The sequence below is a fragment of the Asanoa siamensis genome (assembly GCF_016862555.1).
GTDB lineage: Bacteria > Actinomycetota > Actinomycetes > Mycobacteriales > Micromonosporaceae > Asanoa > Asanoa siamensis.
Map to the genome: position 1 here is coordinate 31,836 of NZ_BONE01000052.1, position 20,429 is coordinate 52,264.

Genomic DNA, 20,429 nt, shown 5'->3' on the forward strand with positions numbered 1-20,429 from the left:
AGGTCCTCGGCGTGCCAATGCCAGACCACGCGGAGCCGCCCAGTCCACGTGTGCCGGACCTACCGGGTCAACCGGCCCGCTATCCGGTCGAGGCCGTCCTTTTCGACTTCCACGGGACCCTGGCCCAGGTGGAGGATCCGGTCGCGTGGGTGATCGCCGCCGCGGTCGCCTGCGGTGCCGACCTCGACCGGGGGAAGGCGACCGTGCTCGCCGACCGCCTCGTCACCGCCGGCCGGGCCGGTGGTCCGCTGCCCGCCCGGGTGCCGGTGCACCTGGCCGAGGTGTGGGCCGACCGCGACCTCTACGCGCACGCCCACCGGGCGGCGTTCGTGGGGCTCGCGGCGACCGTCAACACCGACATCGAGGGACTCGCCGACGCCCTCTACGACCGGCTGCTCGGCGCCGAGGGCTGGTTGCCGTACGCCGACACCGCCGAGTCGCTCAAGGCGCTGCGGGCGGCCGGGGTGCCCGTGGCGGTGGTCAGCAACATCGGCTTCGACATCCGGCCGCACTTCGCGAGCTGGGGGCTCGCCGACCTCGTCGACGCGTTCGTGCTCTCGTACGAGATCGGCCGCTGCAAGCCGGACCCGGCGATCTTCCTGCGGGCCTGCGGCCTGCTCGGCGTCGAGCCGGAGCGGGCGCTGATGGTCGGCGACACACCGGCCGACGCGGGCGCGGTCCGCGCGGGCCTGGCCGCCCTCGTCCTCCCGGCGGGTGAACCTGGCACGATCAACGGCCTCGCGGGCGCGGTCGCCCTCACCCGCGTCTGAGAATCACCGCCCCTGCGGGCGTAGCACCCGCAGGGCTCCGGGTACGCACTCGATCGTCAGCGGGAGCGGGGCTATCCGCTCGCCGTCGGCGTAGCCGACGATGCCGTCGGCGGCCAGTTCCACGCGGGTGGCCCGGTAGGTGGCGACGGCCGGGTGGGTCACGTGGGTGCCCGCGTAGATCCGCGGCTTCACCCGCACGAGCGTGCCCCGGCTGATCGGCGCCACCACGGTCAGGTCGAGCCGCCCGTCGGCCGGGTCGGCGTCGGGGCAGATCCGCATGCCGCCGCCGTAGCTCGGCCCGTTGGCCACCGCGACCAGCACCGCGTCGCGTTCCTGGGCCACGCCGTCGAGCGTCAGCCGGTAGCGGCGGGCCCGCAGCCGGGCGAGCTCGACCAGGATCGCCAGGTCGTACCGGATCGGGCCGCGCGGCCAGCGCATCCGGTTGCCGCGCTCGTTGACGACCGCGTCGAAGCCGGCCGCGAGGACGCCGCCGAACCAGTGGACCGTGCCGTCGGTGGTGGTGAGCCGGGCCAGGTCGAGCGCGGCGGTCTCGGCGGCGTTGACGGCGCCGGTGACCATCGCGACCGCGGCGTGCGGGTCGGTGCCGAAGCCCGCCGCCACGGCGAAGTCGTTGCCGGTGCCCGCCGGCACGATGCCCAGCGGCACGCCGGTGCCGGCCAGCGCCTGCAGCGCCAGGTGGACGGTGCCGTCGCCGCCGACCACCACGAGGGCGCCCGCGCCGCCGTCGACCGCGGCGTGGCAGGCCGCCCGGGCCTCGTCGGCGGTACGCGCGGTCAGCGTCTCGACCGCACGGCCGGTGGAGCGGAGGTGGGCCAGCACGAACGGCAGGACGCCGCGGTGCCGGCCACGCCCCGCTCCGGGGTTGGCCAGCACCGCGAGCGGTCTGTCGATCTTCATCGCGGCACCCTATCCCCGGGTGCGCCGCCGCGACAGAGAGGTCAGGTGATGTCTTCGTCGAACCGTCGGTCGATCGGCTGCGGTGCGGCGACCGGAGCGATCGGCTCGATCGGCGCGCCCGCGGCGACCGGCTCGCGGTCGTCCTCGAGCGCCGACATCTCGTCGTCGTCGACGCCTTCGTAGATCTCCCTGCCCCGCCCGCGCCGCCGGTCGTTGAGGAAGGCGATGCCGACCGCGCCGAAGTAGAGCGCGGACAGGCAGGCGCCCAGCGCCGTCATGCCGAACGGGTCGGGTGTCGGGGTGACCACCGCCGAGAACAGGAAGAACACGAAGACCGCGACCCGCCACCAGCTCAGCAGCCGCTTGGCGCTGGCCACGCCGACGAAGTTGAGCATCAGCACGATGAGCGGGAACTCGAACGCCACGCCGAAGATCAGCAACATGTTGGTGACGAAGCCGATGTAGCGCGTGACCTCGAGCTGTTGCTCGACCCCGGTAACGCCCGCCTCCAGGAGGAAGTGCAGGCCCTTGGAGACGACGAAGTAGGCCAGCACGGCGCCGCCGACGAACAGCGGCGCCGCGAGGGCGACGAAGAAGTACGCGTACTTGCGCTCGTGGCGGTGCAGCCCCGGCGCGATGAACGCCCAGAGCTGGTAGAGCCACACCGGCGAGGCGAGGATCAGGCCCACCCAGAGCGCCAGCTTGAGCTTGAGCAGGAAGCCGTCGGTCGCGGCGAGCTGGAGGAACTCCACCTCGGCGCACGACTTGCCCGGGAACTGCGCGCAGTAGGGCTGCTTGAGGATGTCGAAGACCGGTTGCGCCAGGAAGTAGCCGATGATGATGCAGACCAGCAGCGCCAGCGACGCCTTGAACAGCCGGTTGCGCAGCTCCCGGATGTGCTCGATCAGGGTCATCGAGCCGTCGGCGGCACGCTGGAACTCGGTCGGCCCCTTACGCCGTAACGAGACTGCCATGACCGGACGCTGTCCCGGTCGTCAGATCACGTCGCGGCTGCGCTGCACCGGGTCGACCACCGGAGGCGGGGTCTGCGCCGGCTGCTGCTGCACCTGCTGGGGCGGCAGCGGCTGGCGGCCGGCCTGCGCGTCGGCCTTCTCGGCCAGGTCGCCCTTGTCGTCGTCGACGAGGCCCTTGGTCTCGGCCTTGATGATCCGCAGGGAGCGGCCGAGCGAGCGCGCCGCGTCCGGAAGCCGCTTCGCGCCGAAGAGCAGGATCAGCAGCACGACGAGGACGGCTATGTGCCACGGCTTGAGGGCGCCCATGGGAACTCCAAAGTCGATCAGTGTCGGACGGTGTGCTTCGTCGGGGTGACGAGCCCATCCTACGGGTGACAAACGACGACGCCACTGCCCGGGAGACCTCAATAGCCGGTGAAGTCTGGTGGGCCGGCGGCCCAAGAACGGCAATTCGGGCGTCAGGCCCGACCGCGACCGGCCTTGATCACCGCGATCCGCTCCTGCGCCACCACAGCGCGTTGCTGGACCGCCTCGACCTGTTCCTGCAGCACCAGCAGCTCGGCGCCGAGCTGCTCGGCCCGGGCCTGCCGGTCCTGGAGGCGGCGCAGCGCCCGGGCCAGCTCGGGCAGCCGGGCCAGCACCGGCCGGGCGGCCAGCGCGAGGACGATCAGGCCGAGGACGGCCGCGCCGATGACGATCCAGAGCACCACGGCGGACAGCTTAGGCGTTTTCGGGGATCGGCGCCGCGTACGCGTCGAGAGCGGCGGTCGCCGCGTCCCGGACCCGCTCGACGAGCTCGGGCGGCGACACGGCGGTCGCGTCGGGACCGAGGCCCAGCACGAACCGCTGCGCCCAGGCGAGGTCGGTGACCCGCAACGAGACCACCCACTCGTCGGAGTCGCGCCCGTCGGGCCGTACCTCCTCGCACGGATAGTATTCGGTGATCCACCGCCCGCCCCGGCCCACCTTGATCGTGACCAGCGGCAGCTCGGGCCCGGGTGCGAAGACCCCGTCGCTGACGTCGTGCGGCTCGGCACCGGAGGGCGGCGCGGCCGGCTCGTCGAGCTCGGTCAGCGCGTCGATCCGGTCGGCCCGGAACAGCCGGACGGCCTCGGCCCGGCGGCACCACGCCTCCACGTACGCCCGGCCCTCGACCATCAGCAGCCGCATCGGGTCGATGACCCGCTCCGTCGTCTCGTCGCGGGTCTGCGCGTAGTAGGTGATCCGCAGCGCCCGGCCGCGCTCGACCGCCCCGCGCAGCGTGGCCAGCCGGTCGTCGCTGCCCGGCATCCGCACCGCGACCGGCGCGCCGGCCAGGTCGCCGGCCGCGTGCTCGATCTTGGCCAGCGCCCGCTCGATCGCGTCGCGGTTGGCCATGCCCGGCGTCTCCGCGAGCATCCGCAGCGCCACGACGAGCGCCAGCGCCTCGTCGGGCGTCAGCCGCAGCGGCCGGTCGATGCCGGCGTCGTAGGTGATGGTCACCCGGTCGCCGTCGAAGGCCATGTCGATCAGGTCGCCGGGGCCGTAGCCGGGCAGCCCGCACACCCAGAGCAGCTCCAGGTCCTCGCGCAGCTGCCGCTGGGTGACGCCCAGGTCGGCGGCCGCCTGCGCGACCTCGATGCCGGGCCGCGCGAGCAGGTAGGGCACCAGGTTGAGCAGCCGCCCGAGCCGGTCCGCGCTCGGTCGTAGGCCCGCCGCGCTCATGCCGGCACCGGCGTCGAGTCGTGGCGGGCCGCCGTCTCCTTGAGGCGCTGGATCACCGCGTCGCGCACCTCGGGCGGCTCGACCACCCGCACGTCGGGCCCGTAGCCGACCAGTTGGGTGGCGATGAAGTCGACGTCGGCGTACCGCAGGACCACCCGGTCGAACTCCGCTCCCGGGGTCGTCTCCTGTGCCCAGCGCCGTAGGCCGGCCGCCCGGCCCCGGCGGACCAGCACGGTGGCCCGGCCGGTGCGCTCGATCGGCCCGCTGAACCGGGCGACGTAGCTGATCAGGTCGAGGTCGCGGGGTGGCTCGTAACCGCCGGGCCGGCCGGTGACGCGGACCGCGCCGACCACCCGGGACAGCCGGAAGCAGCGCGGGGCGCCGCGGTCGAGGTCGTGACCCACCACGTACCACCGGCCCCGCCAGCACACCACGCCCCACGGCTGGAGCCGGCGGCTGGTCGCGGCGTCCTGCTCGACCACCCGGTAGTCGAAGGCCACCGTGCGCCGGTCGCGGGCGGCCGCCGTCAGCGGCGCGAAGGTCGGGTCGACCCGGACGATCGGCTCGACGCCCAGGGTCGCCTGCGGGTCGACGTCGACGCCGGCGGCGCGCAGCTTGGCGAGCCCGGACGAGGCCGCGGCGGCGAGGCCGGCGTGCTGCCAGAGCCGCCCGGCGATGCCTACGGCGGCGGCCTCGTCGGGCGCGAGCGGGATGTCGGGCAGGGCGTAGTCGCGGCGGGCGATGCGGTAGCCGGGCTCGGTGTCGAACGCGCTCGCGGCGCCGGTCTCCAGCGGGACGCCGAGTTCGCGCAGCTCAGACTTGTCGCGTTCGAACTTGCGCTGGAACGCCTCGTGGTCCTTGGGATCCTCGGGATCGTGCTCGTAGCCCGGCACGGTCGCGGCGATCTGCGCGGCGGTGAGGAACCGTCGCGTCGAGAGCAGGCAGATCACCAGGTTGACCAGGCGCTCGGTGCGGGTCCGCGACACTCCCAAGACGCTAGCAGTGTTGGTACGCGTGTGCGCACACCCTTGTGGGGCATAGCCTGGCCATCGTGACCTCGGAACACCCGGGCGGCCCGGAGCGGCCGTCGGACATGGACGACATCGATCTGGAAGGGGAGCCCGAGGTACGCCACGCGGCGATTCCGGACGCCGACACCGCCCCGTCCGAGTCCGTCCTCACCGTGATCATCGCCGGCCTGGCCAACCTGGCGATCGCGGGCGCGAAGCTCGTCGCCGGCCTGCTGACCGGCTCAGCCGCGATCCTCGCCGAGGCGGCCCACTCGTTCGCCGACACGACCACCGAGGTGCTGCTCTACACGGCCCTGCGGCGCGGGGCGAAGGACCCGGACGACCGGCACCCGTTCGGCTACGGCAAGGAGAGCTACGTCTGGGCGTTCATCGCCGCGCTGTTCACGTTCGTCGCCGGCGCCGGGTTCTCGATCGAGCGCGGCATCGACACGATCCTGCGCGGCGAGGAGGCCGGCGACTTCCTGGTCGCGTACATCGTGCTGATCGTCTCCGCGATCCTCGAGGGCATCTCGTTCATCCGGGCGGTGCGCCAGGTCCGCGGCGAGGCGACCCGCTGGCGCACCTCGCCGTTCCGCTTCCTGCGGGCGACCCCCGACACCGCGGTCAAGGCCGTCTTCCTGGAGGACAGTGCGGCCCTGATCGGCCTCGCGCTGGCCGCGGCCGGGTTGGGCCTGACCGAGGCGACCGGCGACCCGGTCTGGGACGGCATCGCCTCGATCGGCATCGGCGTGCTGCTCCTGATCGTCGCCGCCACCCTGTCGGTGGCCAACGTCTCGCTGCTCGTCGGGCGGGCGGTCCCCCGCCGCCTGCACCAGCGGCTGCGCGCGGAGCTCTCCGCGGTGCCCACCGTCGACCGGGTCGACCAGCTCCTGACCATGCAACTCGGGCCCGAGGACGTGCTGGTGGCCGCCAAGGTCGACTTCGCCGACGACGCCACCGGCGCCGACATCGAGGCCGCCGCCGACGCCGCCGAGCGCCGGCTGACCACCATCTACCCGTCGATCCGGTACGTGTTCCTGGATCCCACCCGCGGCCGCGCGGGACGCGCCGAGCCCGACCGGTAACCTTTCCTGCCATGGTCAGATGGCGCTCCGGAGTGGTCACGGAGGTGCGGCGCCGCTGGCGGGGCGCCGTCGAGCTGACGGTGGCGGTGGACGGCACGGCGTTCCGCGCGCTGGCCTACCCCGCGCTGGTCGGCGAGCCGGAGCCCGGCGACCGCGTCCTGCTCAACGTCAACGCCCAGCTCATGGGCCTCGGCACCGGCGGCTACGCGCTGGTCGTGGCACTGCCCGACCGGCTGCCGCCGGACCCGCCCGGCGCCGGCACCGACCGCGACGAGGGCCACGTGGTCAAGGCCCGCTACACGCCGCTGCAGGCGATCGTGCGCGGCGTCGAGGAGCCGTCGTCGCCACACCACGCCGCGATCGCCGCCGCCGACACGCTCGGCGGGATGCCGGTGGTCACCGCCGACCTGCACTCCGCACTGCCGGCCGTCCTCGCCGGCATCCACGCCGACCGGCCCGACGCCCGGGTCGCGTACGTGATGACCGACGGCGGCGCCCTGCCTGCGTGGTTCTCCCGCACGCTGGACGGCCTGCGCGACCGGCTCGTCGGCACGATCACCGTCGGGCAGGCGTTCGGCGGCGACCTGGAGGCGGTCACCACCCACAGCGGTCTGCTCGCCGCCCGCCATGCCCTCGGCGCCGACGTGGCGGTGGTCGCGCAGGGTCCGGGCAACCTCGGCGCCGGGCTGCCGTGGGCGTTCTCGGGCGTCGCGGTCGGCGAGGCGGTCAACGCGGTAGCCGCGCTCGGCGGCCAGGCGGTCGGCGCGCTGCGGATCTCCGACGCGGACCCGCGCGACCGGCACCGCGGCATCTCGCACCACAGCCTGACCGCCTACGGGCGGGTGGCGCTGGTCCCTTGCGACCTGCCGCTGCCCGACGGCCTGGCGGCGCCGCTGGCCGAGCGGGTCGAGGCGCAACTGTCGGAGCTGTCGGTCCGGCACCGGATCATCCGCGTGCCCTCCGCCGGGCTGGACGAGGCGCTGCGGGCCTCGCCGGTCGCGCTGTCGACGATGGGCCGCGGGCTGGACGCGGACCACGGCTATTTCCTCACGGCCGCGGCCGCCGGACGGCACGCCGTAGGGCTAGCCGTTCAGGAAGATCAGGAGCAGCCAGCCGGTCAGCAGCGCGACCAGTAGGACCGCCAGCACCCAGGTGGGGACCTTGTAGTCGCCGCGGCGGTTGCGGTCGAGCTCGTCGCGCACCTTGGCGCGCCGCTTCTCGAGCCAGCCCTGGCGGATCACCTCGGGCCGCGTCTCGGGCATGGACAGCCCCGAGGTGCGGGTGGCGTCGGGCCACTGCTCCTGCGAACGCTGCTGCGGGGCGCTGTCGCGCTGCTCGGGGACCGTCATGGTGCCCCGAGCCTAACCGAATCGCGTCACATGCTCGCGATCAGGCGTTCCACCCGCTCGTCGTACGCGCGGAACGGGTCCTTGCAGAGCACGGTGCGCTGCGCCTGGTCGTTGAGCTTGAGGTGCACCCAGTCGACGGTGAAGTCGCGCCGCTTCTCCTGGGCGTGCCGGATGAACTCGCCCCGCAGCCGCGCCCGGGTGGTCTGCGGCGGGGTCTCCTTGGCCTCGAAGATCTCCAGGTCGGTGGCGACCCGGTCGACCTGGCCACGCTTCTCCATGAGCCCGTAGAGCCCGCGCCCGCGCCGGAGGTCGTGGTAGGCGAGGTCCATCTGCGCGATCCGGGGGTGGGACAGGGGGAGGTCGAACTTGTCCTGGTAGCGCTCGATCAGCCGGAGCTTGGTCACCCAGTCGATCTCGCGGGACACGGGCTCCAGGTCGCCGGTCTCGATCGCCCGCAGGACCCGGCCCCACAGCTCGACGACCCGCTTGGCGGTCTGGTCGCCGCCCCGGCGCTCGACGAACTCGGTCGCCTTGGCCAGGTATTCCTGCTGGATCTCGAGGCCGCTGATCTCCTTGTTGTTGGCGAGGCGGACCTTGCGGCGCCCGGTCACGTCGTGCGACACCTCGCGGATGGCCCGGATCGGGTTCTCCAGCGACAGGTCGCGCATGACCACGCCGGCCTCGATCATCCGCAGCACGATGTCGGCCGAGCCGACCTTGAGCAGCGTGGTGACCTCGTTCATGTTGCTGTCGCCGACGATCACGTGGAGGCGGCGGTAGCGCTCGGCGTCGGCGTGCGGCTCGTCGCGCGTGTTGATGATCGGGCGGGACCGGGTGGTCGCCGACGAGACGCCCTCCCAGATGTGCTCGGCCCGCTGGCTCAGGCAGTAGACGGCGCCCCGGGGCGTCTGCAGGACCTTGCCGGCACCGCAGATGAGCTGCCGGGTGACCAGGAACGGGATCAGGACGTCGGCGAGCCGGCCGAACTCGCCGTGCCGGGAGACCAGGTAGTTCTCGTGGCACCCGTACGAGTTGCCGGCCGAATCGGTGTTGTTCTTGAAGAGATAGATCTCGCCCGCGATGCCCTCGTCGTGCAGCCGCTTCTCGGCGTCGACGAGCAGCCCCTCGAGGATCCGCTCACCCGCCCGGTCGTGCGCCACCAGGTCGGCGACGTTGTCGCACTCGGGGGTCGCGTATTCCGGGTGGGAGCCGACGTCGAGGTAGAGCCGCGCGCCGTTGCGGAGGAAGACGTTGCTCGACCGACCCCAGGACACCACCCGCCGGAACAGGTAACGGGCGACCTCGTCCGGCGACAGCCGTCGTTGCCCCCGATAGGTGCAGGTGACCCCGTATTCGGTCTCGAGCCCGAAGATTCGCCGCTCCATAGCAAGACACTAGCCGGGAAACCCGGTCAGTGGTCAGTACCGCGACGCGCCGTCATCGTCACGTTGGCGGAAAACATTCATGGGGTACGCTCACCGCCCGTTTGGTCGGGTTTCAGAGCGTCGCGACGTACGCCCGGCAGGCGTCGTAGTCCGGCAGGAGCCCGGACGCCTTCGCCTCCGCCAGCGACGGGGCCGCCTCGTCGCGGGCCGACAGGATCGGCGTCTCGGCCGGCCACTCGATGCCCAGATCCGGGTCCAGCGGGTGCACGGTGTGCTCCCCCGTCGGGTTGTAGCCGGTCGAGCAGAGGTACGACAGCGTGGCGTCGTCGGTCAGGGCGCAGAAGCCGTGCCCGAGCCCCTCCGGGATGTAGACGGCGCGCCGGTCGACGTCGTCGAGCCGGACCGCCTCCCACTGCCCGAACGTGGGCGAGCCGACCCGGATGTCGACGACCATGTCGACCACCGCGCCGCGTACGCAGGTGACCCACTTGGCCTGACCGGGCGGCACGTCGGCGAAGTGGACGCCGCGCACCACGCCCCGCGCCGAGACCGACATGTTGGCCTGGGCGAGCGTGAACCGGTGGCCGGTGGCCGCCTCGAACGTCTCGGCCTTGAACCACTCCAGGAACAGCCCCCGCGGGTCGCCGTGCTGCTGCGGGGTTACCTCGAACGCGCCCTCGATGCCCAGCTCACGGATCTTCATGCCGTCTCCGCCTTCTCGTCCAGCAGGCCCAGCAGGTAGGAACCGTAGCCGCTCTTGGTCAGTGGCGCGGCGATCTCCCGCAGCCGGGCGTCGTCGATCAGGCCCGCCCGCCAGGCGACCTCCTCGACACAGCCGATCTTGAAGCCCTGCCGTTCCTCGATCACCCGCACGTATTCGGCGGCCTGCATCATCGAGGTGAACGTGCCGGTGTCGAGCCAGGCGGTGCCCCGGTCGAGCACGGTGACGGTCAGCTCGTCCCACTCCCGGTAGGCCTCGTTGACCGCGGTGATCTCGAGCTCGCCGCGGTCGCTCGGCTTGAGGCCGCGGGCGATCTCGACGACCCGGTTGTCGTAGAAGTAGAGGCCCGGCACGGCGTACCGCGACTTGGGCTCGACGGGCTTCTCCTCGATCGACAGGACCTTGCCGTCGGCGTCGAACTCGACCACGCCGTACTCCCGGGGGTTGGCCACCGGGTAGGCGAAGACCCGGCCACCGACGAGCGGCGCGGTCTCGCGCAGCTGCCGGCCCAGGCCGACGCCGTGGAAGATGTTGTCGCCGAGGATCAGCGCGACCGAGTCGTCGCCGATGAACTCCTCGCCGAGCAGGAAGGCCTGCGCGATGCCCTCGGGGCGGGGCTGTGCGGCATATTGAATCTTGAGGCCGAACTGGCTGCCGTCGCCGAGCAGCCGCTGGAACTGCGACTGGTCGTCGGGCGTCGTGATGATCAGGACCTCGTCGATGCCGGCCATCACCAGCGTCGACAGCGGGTAGTAGATCATCGGCTTGTCGAAGATGGGCATGAGCTGCTTCGAAACGGCCATGGTGATCGGCCAGAGCCGCGATCCGGTGCCGCCGGCCAGAAGAATCCCTCGCACGGCGGGCAGCCTACTGGTGCCGGGTTTCGGGCGCATGCCCGGCAGTCCTCGGGGGCGGCGCCGGTCGTCTAGACTCCGGAACCCGTGAGGATCCTTGTTACCGGCGGAGCCGGGTTCATCGGTTCGGAGTACGTCCGCATGCTGCTGACCCCGGGCGCGGGGCCGGATCTGGCCCCGAGCGCGGTGACGGTGCTGGACAAGCTCACCTACTCGGGCAACCAGGCGAATCTGGCGCCGGTCGCCGACGACGCGCGGCTGCGCTTCGTGCACGGCGACATCTGCGACACCGCCCTGGTCGACGAGGTCGTCCGCGACCACGACGTGATCGTGCACTTCGCGGCCGAGTCGCACGTCGACCGGTCGATCGACGGCGCCGGCGTCTTCGTGACCACCAACGTGCTCGGCACCCAGACGCTGCTCGACGCCGCGCTGCGGCACGGCACCCAGCGCTTCGTGCACGTCTCGACCGACGAGGTGTACGGGTCGATCGAATCCGGCAGCTGGACCGAGGACTGGCCGCTCGCGCCGAACTCGCCGTACTCGGCCTCGAAGGCCGGATCCGACCTGCTGGCGCTGGCCTACCACCGCACCCACGGCATGGACGTGGTGGTCACCCGCTGCTCCAACAACTACGGGCACTACCAGTTCCCGGAGAAGGTCATCCCGCTGTTCGTGACCAACCTGCTCGACGGCGGCACGGTGCCCCTCTACGGCGACGGCGGCAACATCCGCGACTGGCTGCACGTGCACGACCACTGCGTCGGCATCGCGCTGGTGCAGGACAAGGGCCGGGCCGGCGAGGTCTACCACATCGGCGGCGGCACGGAGCTCACCAACAAGGAGCTGACCGGCCGGCTGCTCGAGGCGTGCGGCGCCACGTGGGACCGGGTCGTGCCGGTGACCGACCGCAAGGGCCACGACCGGCGCTACTCGCTGTCGATTGACAAGATCAGCAACGAGCTCGGGTACGCGCCGAGCGTCGACCTCGAGGCCGGGCTCGCCGCGACCGTGGCCTGGTACAAGGAGAACCGCGCGTGGTGGGAGCCGCTGAAGGCGGCCGCGGGCCGATGACCAAGGTCCTGGTGACCGGCGCCGGCGGGATGCTGGGGTCGGACCTGCTGGCGGTGCTGGCCGCCACGCCGTCGTTCACGGTCACGGCGGCCCGCCGTGCGGATCTCGATCTGACCGACCCGGCCGCGGTGGCGGCGGCGGTGCCCGGGCACGACGTGGTGATCAACGCGGCGGCCTGGACCGACGTGGACGGCGCGGAGACCGCCGAGGACGCGGCGACGCTGCTCAACGGCGGTGCGGTGGCGTCACTGGCGTCGGCCTGCGCCGCTTCCGGCGCGCGGCTCCTGCACGTGTCGACGGACTACGTGCTCTCCGGGTCGGCGTCTTCGCCCTATCCGGAGTCGGCGCCGACCGCGCCGATCAACGCCTACGGCCGCAGCAAGCTCGTCGGCGAGCAGGCGGTGCTGTCGCTGCTGCCGACGTCGGGCTACGTCGTGCGGACGGCGTGGCTCTACGGCGAGCACGGGCGCAACTTCGCGGCGACGATGCTGCGGCTGGCGGCTTCCCGCGAGACGGTCGACGTCGTCGACGACCAGCGGGGGCAGCCGACGTGGTCGCTGGCGCTGGCCCGGCAGCTCGTGGCGCTGGCGTCCTCGTCGGCGCCGGCGGGCGTCTACCACGGCACGGCCGCGGGCGAGACGACGTGGTTCGGGTTCGCCCAGGCGGTGTTCTCGCTCGCCGGGCTGGACCCGGAGCGGGTGCGGCCGACGACGAGCGCCGCGTTCGTGCGCCCGGCGGCGCGGCCCGCGTACAGCGTGCTCGGTCATGACCGGTGGGCTGCGGCGGGCCTGGCGCCGATGGCCGACTGGCGGGAGGCGCTGGCCGACGCGGTGTCGTCCGGTGCCGTCCGTGCTGGCTGACTACTGGCCCCTGGTCGACCTGCGGCTGCGGGTGGGCGCGGTCGAGCTGCGCCCGCCCTCGGACGCGGACCTGGCCGCGCTGGCCGACGTGGCCTTCGCGGGCATGCAGGAGCCGGGCACGCGGACGTTCCTGACGCCGTGGACGGACCTGCCGCCGCTCGAGCGGGCCCGGCACGTGGTGCGCGGCGTGTGGACGGACCGCGGCGACTGGACGCCGGAGGACTGGTCGCTGCGGCTGGGCGTCTTCGTCGACGGTGTCGCGGTCGGGATGCAGGGGATGTCGGCAACGTCGTTCGGCCTGCTGCGCGAGGTGCGCACCTGGTCGTGGCTCGGCCTGCCGCACCAGGGCGCCGGCCTGGGCACCACGATGCGCCAGGCGGTGCTGCACCTGGCCTTCTCGGGCTTGTCGGCCGCCTGCGCGACGACGGGGTCGTTCGTCGACAACCCCGCGCCGCTGCGGGTCTCCCGCAAGCTGGGCTACGAGGACGACGGCATCACCCGCGACCTCCTGCACGGCGAGGTGGTCGTCTCGCAGCGGCTGCGGCTCACCCGGGCCCGCTGGGAATCCCTCCCCCGGCCGCCGGTCTCGGTCACCGGGCTTTCGCCCTGCCTGCCGCTGTTCGGCGCTGTCTAGCTTCCCGGCTTTCGGTCGTACCCGTGGAATTTCGACATGTCGCCCGCGTCCCAGGCCGCGCGTAGGCCGGGTGCGGCCAGGTCCCAGTCGGGGCGGATCTCGGCGGTGGCGGCGCGCAGGTCGCGCCAGAGGTCGTCGGTGGACGGCCGGCCCCAGAACCAGTAGCCGTTGTAGACGCTGTGCACGACCAGGCCCGGCTTGAGCACCAGGGTGTGCGGGATCATCGGGTTGTTCTCGGGGTCCGTGTATTCCTGGATGTCCAGGTCCTGCTGGACGATCCGCCCGGGGTCGGACAGGAACGGCCAGTTGGCGCCGACGGACGCCCGGAACTCCTGAAGCGTGTGGTGCTCGTCGGTGGCGATCGTCGCCATCCGCGTATAGGCGACCGCGACCTTCGACTGCATCGCCGCCAGCTCCTGGTGCTGCTGGTGCTCCTTGGGGCAGTAGTGACCACGCGCCAGCGTGAGGATCATCGGGTCGTCGCCCTGCAGCTCACTGAGCTTGCGGACGGTGCCGGTGTGGTCGGGCAGGGCGTAATCCGGAAAGGTTCCGCCCGGAATGATGTCGGCACGCATGTGGGGACCCCCCTCTCCGCGTCCCAGGTTACGCAGGCCGGGGAGCCGGACCAGTGCTTTCCCCTGGGTCTGATAGGCGTTAGGTCGTGCGACAGTTCGGCCCATGGACTTCAAGCTAGAGGTGGTCGTCGTACCCGTCTCGGACGTCGACAAGGCCAAGCAGTTCTACACGGGGTTGGGTTGGCGCCTGGACGCCGACTTCAGCAGGGACCCGTCGCTGCGGGTGATCCAGGTGACCCCGCCCGGCTCCCCCGCATCGGTCATCTTCGGCACGGGCGTCTCGGCCGCGGCGCCCGGTTCGGTGGAGGGTTTGCACCTGGTGGTCGACGATGTCGAGGCGGCCCGGGCGGACCTGGTCGCGCGCGGTGTCGACGTCAGCGCGGTCTTCCACGACGCGGGCGGGGTGTTCCACCATGCGGGCACTGCCGCCCGCGTCGACGGCCCCGACCCGGAGCGCCGCAGCTACGCGTCGTTCGCGTCGTTCACGGACCCGGACGGCAACCAGTGGACGCTGCAGGAGATCACGACCCGAATCCCGGGGCGGTGACGGCGATGGATGCGCTGACGGCGCTGCTCCGCGAGGCGGAGGAACACCACGGGGCGTACGAGGCGACCGCGCCCGCCCACCACTGGTCGGACTGGTACGCGGCCTACATCGTGGCCCGCTCGACCGGCCACTCGCCGGCGGACGCCGCGGCGGCAGCCGGCCGCCACATGGCAACCCTGCCCGCCTGACCAAGCCGGCCCGGCACGGCCGACGAAGGCGCCCCCACCCCATGCGGCACGGCTTGCGGGCATGGCCGGCGAAAGCGCCCTCGCGGCCACGCCGAGCGCGGCCGGCCCGGCCGATGGCCGGCGCTGACGATCCCGGGCGTGTCCCGGCGAACCGGTCACACCGTCTAAAGCGTCCTAGGATGACGCTCTACACGAAAGGCGCCCTGTCCCCGTGCATTGGGGTCAGGGCGCCTTTCGACGTGTGGTCCGGGCTACTCCAGGTCGGCGGAGCCGGCCGAGGAGGTCGGCTTGTCCGGGCCCGGCGCCGGGGGCTTGGCGCCGCCCTCGGTGCCCTCCGCGGCCTTGTCGTCAGCGGACTCGCCGCCGTTGGCCTTGTCCGACGCCGACCCCGACGGTGCGGCGGCGGCCGCGTCGCCGTTGAGCAGGTTGGTCAGGACCGAGCCGGTCAGGCGGCGGAACGTACGACCGCGCCGGCCGCGGTCCAGGATCGCCACCTCGAGCTGGTTCGCGGCGATCGTGCGGGCCGCTCCCCCGTCGCCGCCCACGCTGCTCAGGGCCTTGACCGCCAGCTTGACCGCGTCGGACAGCGACATGTCGCTCTTGTGCGCGCCCTTGAGCACGCTCGCGATCGCCTCGGCGGACCCGCCCATCGCCATGAAGCCGGGCTCGTCGTTGACCGAGCCGTCGTAGGCCAGGCGGTAGATCTGGTCGTCGGCCGGCGTCGCGCCGACCTCGGCCACGCAGATCTCGACCTCGAACGGCTTCTGCTGGTCGCTGAAGATGGCCCCCAGCGTCTGCGCATAGGCGTTGGCCAGCGCGAGGCCCGTCACGTCGCGGCGGTCGTAGCTCAGGCCGTCGAGGTCGGCCTTGCGAACACCCGCCCGGCGCAGGTTCTCGAACTCGTTGTAGCGGCCGACCGCCGCGAAGCCGATGCGGTCGTAGATCTCGCTGATCTTGTGCAACGAGCTCGACAGATTTTCCGCGACGAACAGGATGCCGCCGGTGTAGGTCAGGGTCACCGCGCTGCGGCCGCGGGAGATGCCCTTGCGGGCCAGCTCCGAGCGGTCCCGCATGATCTGGTCGATGTTGGTGTAGAACTGCATCGCCACGGCGGCGGCTCCCTAGCGCTCGAGGTCGGACAACAACGGAACTGCCATCTCAGCCGCCCGGATTCTCCATGCGGGCCGACACGACGGCGTTGGCGATCGCCGCGGTCTCCTCGTCGGTCAACCGGTGCGTGCCCTCGGCGGTCGCCGTCATCACGACCGGGAAGATCCGGCGGGTCAGGTCGGGCCCGCCGGTGGCGGTGTCGTCGTCGGCCGCGTCGTAGAGGGCCTCGACGGCCAGCCGGGCGGCGTCCTCGATGGACTGGCCGGGGCGGAACCGCTTCTTGAGCGCGGCGTTGGCGAACAGCGAGCCCGAGCCGATCGAGTCGTAGCCGGCGCGCTCCTCGTAGGGACCGCCGGTGACGTCGTAGCTGAAGATGCGGCCGGCCCGGGCGGGGTCGGTCGCCGACAGGTCGTAGCCCGCGAACAGCGGCACGACGGCCAGGCCCTGCAGCGCGGCGCCGAGGTTGCCCCGGATCATCGCGGCCAGCCGGTTGGCCTTGCCGTCGAGCGAGAGCATCGCGCCCTCGATCTTCTCGTAGTGCTCGAGCTCAACCTGGAACAGCCGCATCAGCTCGATGCCGACGCCGGCGGTGCCGGCGATGCCGACCAGCGAGTATTCGTCGGCCGGGTGGACCTTCTCGATGTCGCGGCTGGCGATCAGGTTGCCCATCGTCGCCCGGCGGTCGCCCGCCATCACCACACCGCCGACGGCGGTGATCGCCACGATCGTGGTCGCGTGCGGTGCCATGTCAGCCGCCGTTCCGGGCGGAAGGGGCCGGCGGCCGGGCAGGAGCTCCGGGGCCACCTGGCTCAGGAACTGCGTGAACGACGAGGTGCCCGAGCTCGTGAACGCGTCGGGTAGGCGCCCGGAAGGATCGAATCCCGCTGCCACGTGGTCCCTTTCAGATGTAGGCGCCGGTCTCGGCGCTGGAGCAGACTATCTTGGGACCGGCGCGTTCGCGACGATGCGCGCCCACACGGCCCTCTTCCGCAACGGGTACGGCGCCGCGGGACAGACCCGCCGCGCCGCACCAAACCGGACCAAAGCCTACTGGCCGCCCTTTTGGACGTACCCCCTCACGAACTCCTCGGCGTTCTCTTCCAACACCGAGTCGATCTCGTCAAGCAGGTCGTCGACGTCTTCGGTGATCTCCTGCTGCCGTTCGGCCACCTCGGGGTTGGCCTCGGTGGTGACGTCCTCAACCTCTTGGTCGCGGCGGGCCTTGCCCGACTGCGACTGGCCGCCGCTGTCCCGAGTTGCCATGCGTGCCCTCCCTCAACAGGCCTCAGATGTGCCTGCGAAAAACCTACCTCGCCGATGCGACAATCCGGCCCGCCGCGCGCGATGTTTCGCGCACGGCGGACGCTTGCGGGACAATGGCAGACCCCGATGGGGTACGCACGGCGGCGCGCCCGACAGGCCGCGATCAGCCGCCGGTGATCGCCTCGAGCAGGTCCTTGGCGCTCGGGCAGCGGTCGAAGAGGGCACCCACGTGCTTCTTCGTGCCGCGCTCCGGCTCCATCATGGGCACCCGCACCAGCGACTCGCGCCCGACGTCGAAGATCACGGAATCCCAGGACGCGGCGACCACCTCGGACGGATACTGCGCGAGGCACCGGCCGCGGAAGTAGGCCCGGGTGTCCTCGGGCGGCTCCACCATGGCCGTACGCGTCTCCTCGTCGGTCAGCAGCGTCTTCATCGCGCCGCGCGCCACCAGCCGGTGGTAGAGGCCCTTCTCGGGGCGGACGTCGCTGTACTGCAGGTCGATGAGCTGCAGCTTGGGCGAGGCCCAGGCCAGGTTCTCGCGGTCGCGGTAGCCCTCGAGCAGCCGCAGCTTGGCCACCCAGTCGAGCTCGTCCTGTGCGGACATCGGGTCGCGCCCGAGCTTGTCGAGGATGCGCTCCCAGTGCTCGAGCACCTGCGCGGTGTCGGCGTCGACGTCGGTGCCGTAGCGGTCGTCGACGAACGCCTTGGCCCGCTCGAAGTAGGCCCACTGCAGGTCGAGCGCGGTGAGCCGGCGCCCGTCGCGCAGCCGCATGCGGTGCGTCAGCGTCGTGTCGTGACTCACCGACTTGAGCTCGGCCACCGGGTCGGCGATGCCGAGGTCGGGGGTGAGCACCTTCTCCTCGATCATCGTGAGCACGAGCGAGGTGGTGCCCACCTTGAGGAACGTCGAGATCTCCGACAGGTTGGCGTCGCCGATGATCACGTGCAGGCGACGGTATTTGTCGGCGTCGGAGTGCGGCTCGTCACGGGTGTTGATGATCGGCCGCTTCAGCGTCGTCTCCAGGCCGACCTCGACCTCGAAGAAGTCGGCGCGCTGGGTGAGCTGGTAGCCGGGCTGCGAGCCGTCCTGGCCGATGCCGACCCGGCCGGCGCCCGTGAAGACCTGGCGCGTCACGAAGAACGGGGTCAGGTAGGCGACGATGTCGGCGAACGGGGTCTGCCGCTTCATCAGGTAGTTCTCGTGGGCGCCGTAGCTCGCGCCCTTGTTGTCGGTGTTGTGCTTGTAGAGGTGGATCGGGTGGGTGCCGGGGATCGTCGCCGCCCGCCGGGACGCCTCGGCCATGACCCGCTCGCCGGCCTTGTCCCAACGGACGAGGTCCATCGGGTTGGTCACCTCGGGCGTGGAGTATTCGGGGTGCGCGTGGTCGACGTACAACCGGGCGCCGTTGGTCAGGATGACGTTGGCCAGCCCGAGATCTTCGTCGGCGAGCGCCTCGGCGGGGTCGTAGGCGGCACCCGAGTAGGTGAAGCCGCGGGCGTCCCGCAGGGGCGACTCCTCCTCGTAGTCCCAGCGCGCCCGGCCACCGCGGGTCAGCTCGGGGCGGGCCCCGTAGGCATTGACGACCTGCGACGACGTCACCATCGGGTTGGCTCCGGCCTGGCCCGGCACCGAGATCCCGTATTCGACTTCGGTGCCCATGATTCGCCGTACCGTCACGTCGCCACCTCGTTCCGCTGCCCCATGACGTCAAAGCGTAGTCCGACCGGACCCCTGACGGCCCCCGGGCCGCGTGCGAACTTGTCCGGTTCGGCGGTCAGAGCCGCTCAGAACCGCTCGTAGTACCAGTCTGTCGCGTCCTCGGCGCGCGCCGGCCGCTTGATCCGGACGGGCTCGCCCAGACCGGTCAGCTCGATCTCGGTGCGCAGCGCCCCGGTCGCGGTCTCTGCCGTGTACGAGAGCGCCGTCAGCCGGCCCTGGGCGTCCAGTGTCGCCTCGTACGGCATGGCGGAGGCGTTCCTGGCCACCCGGCCCAGCGCCGCCAACTGGGACCGCGCCGTGCCACTGGCGTTCTGCGCGGCCAGGCCGAGGTCGGCGACACCCGCGTAGCGGCCGGCGTCGCGCTGCTCGGCCGTCACCACCCCACCGAGGATGCCGACGTGCCGCGCCACGTCCGTCGCGTCGCGCAGGGTGCTCGTGGGCCGCAGCTTCGACACCTGGAGACGCACCAGGGGCTCGTCCTTGAGGTAGGTCATGTGGGCGAACATGTCCCTGCCCACCTGCACGACCTCCATCTCCACCGGTTGCTTCATCGCGACCCGCACGGTCTTGGCGGTGAGGTCGACGGAGGCGGTGAGGTCGACGGTCAACTGCTGCCGTTCACCCGAGGTCCGGACGGTCATCGTGAACGTCCCGGCGTCGTGGTTGCGCTGGAACGAGCCCTTGACCGCCTCGACGAACGCGCGGGTGTCGGCGGTCGGCGAGGGCGAGGCCGTCGGGGGCGGGCGGGCCGGCCGCCGACGCGCCGCAGCCGGCGACGAACAGGGAGCCCACGAGGACGAGGACGGACATGGATCGAAGCATGGCGGTCACAGCGCTCCGTGCGGTTGGGCGGTCGTGGCTCAGAAGAAGGCGTACTGCTCCTCCGTCGCGTCCGCCACGTCGGCCGCCGGGGGCTTGGCGATCGTCACCGGCTTGCCCAGGTCGGCCAGCTTGATCTCGGAGAGCATCTCGCCCTGCGCGAGCTCGACCGTGTAGGAGAGCTCCGTCAGCCGGCCCTGGTCGTCGATCGTCGCCTTGTAGGGCACCGCCGTGGCGTTCTTGGCCAACCGGCTCACCGGCTCCATCTGGGCCTTCGCGCCGTCGGGCGCGGCCTCGACGGCCTTCTTGAGGTCGGCGGTGCCCTCGTAGGTGACCGTGCCCGCCGCGGAGTCCCGCTTCTCGGCCGTGACGACCCCGCCGAGGATGCCGGAGTGCTGCGTCAGGTCCAGCGACTGGCGCAGGGAGCTGGTCGAGTTGAGCTTGTCGACGTCGAGCCGCACCCAGGGCTTGGAGCCGAGGTCCGGTGCCTTGATGAACAGCTCCTTGCCCAGCTTGACCATCTCCATGTCCACCGGGCCGCCCATCGTGAGCCGCATGCTCTCGGCTGCGAGGTCGGCCGACGCGGTCATGTCGACGCTCTGCTGCGGGCCCGCCGAGATCGTGGCGGTCATGGCGAACGTCTTCGCCTCGAAGGCGCGGGCGAACGACTCCTTGACCACGGTCACGGAGTCGCGGGAGTCGGCGGTCGGCGACGGCGAGGCCGCCGTCGACGGGGATGCGGCCGGGTCGTTGGACGGCGTGTCGCAGCCGGCGAGGAACAGGGCGGCCGCCAGGGCGAGAACAGGAAGGGATCGACGCACCCGGACACCCTACCGATGTTGATCTTTACGCGCTGCCCCGGCCGG

25 protein-coding genes are annotated in these 20,429 nt (G+C 72.0%); 8 read left to right on the forward strand and 17 right to left on the reverse strand.

Features of this window, described 5'->3' with window-relative positions; translation table 11 throughout:
- The first annotated feature begins 17 nt into the window (after positions 1-17).
- On the forward strand, positions 18-770 hold the full coding sequence (locus tag Asi02nite_RS27700; protein ID WP_203716888.1) for an HAD family hydrolase: 753 nt from the start codon (positions 18-20) through the stop codon (positions 768-770).
- 3 nt (positions 771-773) lie between these two features.
- On the opposite strand, the gene Asi02nite_RS27705 is transcribed toward Asi02nite_RS27700, so the two are convergent.
- The 6 genes from Asi02nite_RS27705 to Asi02nite_RS27730 all read right to left on the reverse strand — a co-directional run bounded on the left by Asi02nite_RS27705 (position 774) and on the right by Asi02nite_RS27730 (position 5,352).
- A complete protein-coding gene (locus Asi02nite_RS27705; protein ID WP_203716858.1) occupies positions 774-1,688 on the reverse strand; it encodes a diacylglycerol kinase in 915 nt (304 codons plus the stop codon).
- 41 nt (positions 1,689-1,729) lie between these two features.
- Positions 1,730-2,662 carry a twin-arginine translocase subunit TatC gene (gene tatC / locus Asi02nite_RS27710; protein ID WP_203716859.1) on the reverse strand — a complete coding sequence of 311 codons (933 nt, stop codon included), beginning with the start codon at positions 2,660-2,662 and terminating at the stop codon, positions 1,730-1,732.
- Between the two features lie 21 nt (positions 2,663-2,683).
- The gene (gene tatA, locus Asi02nite_RS27715; RefSeq protein ID WP_203716860.1) at positions 2,684-2,968 is read right to left on the reverse strand and encodes a Sec-independent protein translocase subunit TatA; all 285 of its coding nucleotides are present in this window, start codon (positions 2,966-2,968) and stop codon (positions 2,684-2,686) included.
- 152 nt (positions 2,969-3,120) lie between these two features.
- Positions 3,121-3,372 (reverse strand): hypothetical protein, encoded by a 252-nt coding sequence (locus tag Asi02nite_RS27720; protein ID WP_203716861.1) that lies wholly within the window; start codon positions 3,370-3,372, stop codon positions 3,121-3,123.
- 10 nt (positions 3,373-3,382) lie between these two features.
- On the reverse strand, positions 3,383-4,366 hold the full coding sequence (locus Asi02nite_RS27725; protein WP_203716862.1) for a helix-turn-helix transcriptional regulator: 984 nt from the start codon (positions 4,364-4,366) through the stop codon (positions 3,383-3,385).
- A complete protein-coding gene (locus Asi02nite_RS27730; protein WP_203716863.1) occupies positions 4,363-5,352 on the reverse strand; it encodes a helix-turn-helix transcriptional regulator in 990 nt (329 codons plus the stop codon). The genes Asi02nite_RS27725 and Asi02nite_RS27730 overlap by 4 nt, the downstream gene beginning before the upstream one ends.
- Positions 5,353-5,417: 65 nt before the next feature.
- Between Asi02nite_RS27730 and Asi02nite_RS27735 the strand changes: the two genes are divergently transcribed.
- On the forward strand, positions 5,418-6,461 hold the full coding sequence (locus tag Asi02nite_RS27735) for a cation diffusion facilitator family transporter (RefSeq protein ID WP_239127160.1): 1,044 nt from the start codon (positions 5,418-5,420) through the stop codon (positions 6,459-6,461).
- A gap of 11 nt (positions 6,462-6,472) precedes the next feature.
- Complete coding sequence (locus tag Asi02nite_RS27740; protein ID WP_203716864.1) at positions 6,473-7,597, forward strand: DUF3866 family protein; 1,125 nt, start codon at positions 6,473-6,475, stop codon at positions 7,595-7,597.
- On the opposite strand, the gene Asi02nite_RS27745 is transcribed toward Asi02nite_RS27740, so the two are convergent.
- The 4 genes from Asi02nite_RS27745 to rfbA form a co-directional block, all read right to left on the reverse strand.
- On the reverse strand, positions 7,544-7,810 hold the full coding sequence (locus Asi02nite_RS27745; protein WP_373312336.1) for a hypothetical protein: 267 nt from the start codon (positions 7,808-7,810) through the stop codon (positions 7,544-7,546). The two genes, Asi02nite_RS27740 and Asi02nite_RS27745, sit on opposite strands and share 54 nt — an antisense overlap.
- 26 nt (positions 7,811-7,836) lie before the next feature.
- Positions 7,837-9,195: a Pup--protein ligase gene (gene pafA / locus Asi02nite_RS27750; RefSeq protein ID WP_203716865.1), complete on the reverse strand. Its 1,359-nt coding sequence runs from the start codon at positions 9,193-9,195 to the stop codon at positions 7,837-7,839.
- Positions 9,196-9,307: 112 nt separating this feature from the next.
- Positions 9,308-9,898, reverse strand: coding sequence for a dTDP-4-dehydrorhamnose 3,5-epimerase (gene rfbC / locus Asi02nite_RS27755; protein ID WP_203716866.1), 591 nt, complete (start codon positions 9,896-9,898; stop codon positions 9,308-9,310).
- Positions 9,895-10,773, reverse strand: coding sequence for a glucose-1-phosphate thymidylyltransferase RfbA (gene rfbA / locus Asi02nite_RS27760; protein ID WP_203716867.1), 879 nt, complete (start codon positions 10,771-10,773; stop codon positions 9,895-9,897). Before rfbA ends, rfbC begins: the two co-directional genes overlap by 4 nt.
- A gap of 84 nt (positions 10,774-10,857) precedes the next feature.
- Here rfbA and rfbB point away from each other — a divergent pair, with 84 nt between their 5' ends.
- The 3 genes from rfbB to Asi02nite_RS27775 are packed head-to-tail and all read left to right on the forward strand — an operon-like array spanning position 10,858 to position 13,338.
- Positions 10,858-11,844: a dTDP-glucose 4,6-dehydratase gene (gene rfbB, locus Asi02nite_RS27765; RefSeq protein ID WP_203716868.1), complete on the forward strand. Its 987-nt coding sequence runs from the start codon at positions 10,858-10,860 to the stop codon at positions 11,842-11,844.
- Complete coding sequence (gene rfbD / locus Asi02nite_RS27770) at positions 11,841-12,704, forward strand: dTDP-4-dehydrorhamnose reductase (RefSeq protein WP_203716869.1); 864 nt, start codon at positions 11,841-11,843, stop codon at positions 12,702-12,704. Before rfbB ends, rfbD begins: the two co-directional genes overlap by 4 nt.
- Complete coding sequence (locus Asi02nite_RS27775; protein ID WP_239127163.1) at positions 12,685-13,338, forward strand: GNAT family N-acetyltransferase; 654 nt, start codon at positions 12,685-12,687, stop codon at positions 13,336-13,338. Before rfbD ends, Asi02nite_RS27775 begins: the two co-directional genes overlap by 20 nt.
- On the opposite strand, the gene Asi02nite_RS27780 is transcribed toward Asi02nite_RS27775, so the two are convergent.
- Complete coding sequence (locus Asi02nite_RS27780) at positions 13,335-13,913, reverse strand: redoxin domain-containing protein (protein ID WP_203716871.1); 579 nt, start codon at positions 13,911-13,913, stop codon at positions 13,335-13,337. The genes Asi02nite_RS27775 and Asi02nite_RS27780 overlap by 4 nt on opposite strands.
- 103 nt (positions 13,914-14,016) lie before the next feature.
- Between Asi02nite_RS27780 and Asi02nite_RS27785 the strand changes: the two genes are divergently transcribed.
- Both Asi02nite_RS27785 and Asi02nite_RS27790 read left to right on the forward strand, forming a co-directional pair.
- Positions 14,017-14,460 carry a VOC family protein gene (locus tag Asi02nite_RS27785; protein WP_203716872.1) on the forward strand — a complete coding sequence of 148 codons (444 nt, stop codon included), beginning with the start codon at positions 14,017-14,019 and terminating at the stop codon, positions 14,458-14,460.
- Between the two features lie 5 nt (positions 14,461-14,465).
- Entirely contained in the window at positions 14,466-14,648 is a 183-nt protein-coding gene (locus tag Asi02nite_RS27790) for a hypothetical protein (RefSeq protein WP_203716873.1), read from the forward strand.
- A 251-nt stretch (positions 14,649-14,899) separates the two neighbouring features.
- Here the strand turns inward: Asi02nite_RS27790 and prcA are convergent, their stop codons facing one another.
- The 6 genes from prcA to Asi02nite_RS27820 form a co-directional block, all read right to left on the reverse strand.
- A complete protein-coding gene (gene prcA / locus Asi02nite_RS27795) occupies positions 14,900-15,757 on the reverse strand; it encodes a proteasome subunit alpha (RefSeq protein ID WP_203716874.1) in 858 nt (285 codons plus the stop codon).
- A gap of 49 nt (positions 15,758-15,806) precedes the next feature.
- On the reverse strand, positions 15,807-16,649 hold the full coding sequence (prcB, locus tag Asi02nite_RS27800; RefSeq protein WP_203716875.1) for a proteasome subunit beta: 843 nt from the start codon (positions 16,647-16,649) through the stop codon (positions 15,807-15,809).
- A gap of 156 nt (positions 16,650-16,805) precedes the next feature.
- On the reverse strand, positions 16,806-17,021 hold the full coding sequence (locus Asi02nite_RS27805) for a ubiquitin-like protein Pup (RefSeq protein WP_203716876.1): 216 nt from the start codon (positions 17,019-17,021) through the stop codon (positions 16,806-16,808).
- A 163-nt stretch (positions 17,022-17,184) separates the two neighbouring features.
- Entirely contained in the window at positions 17,185-18,702 is a 1,518-nt protein-coding gene (gene dop, locus Asi02nite_RS27810) for a depupylase/deamidase Dop (RefSeq protein WP_373312337.1), read from the reverse strand.
- Positions 18,703-18,809: 107 nt separating this feature from the next.
- The gene (locus Asi02nite_RS27815) at positions 18,810-19,385 is read right to left on the reverse strand and encodes a hypothetical protein (protein ID WP_203716877.1); all 576 of its coding nucleotides are present in this window, start codon (positions 19,383-19,385) and stop codon (positions 18,810-18,812) included.
- A gap of 219 nt (positions 19,386-19,604) precedes the next feature.
- Complete coding sequence (locus tag Asi02nite_RS27820) at positions 19,605-20,384, reverse strand: hypothetical protein (protein ID WP_203716878.1); 780 nt, start codon at positions 20,382-20,384, stop codon at positions 19,605-19,607.
- Positions 20,385-20,429: the final 45 nt, after the last annotated feature.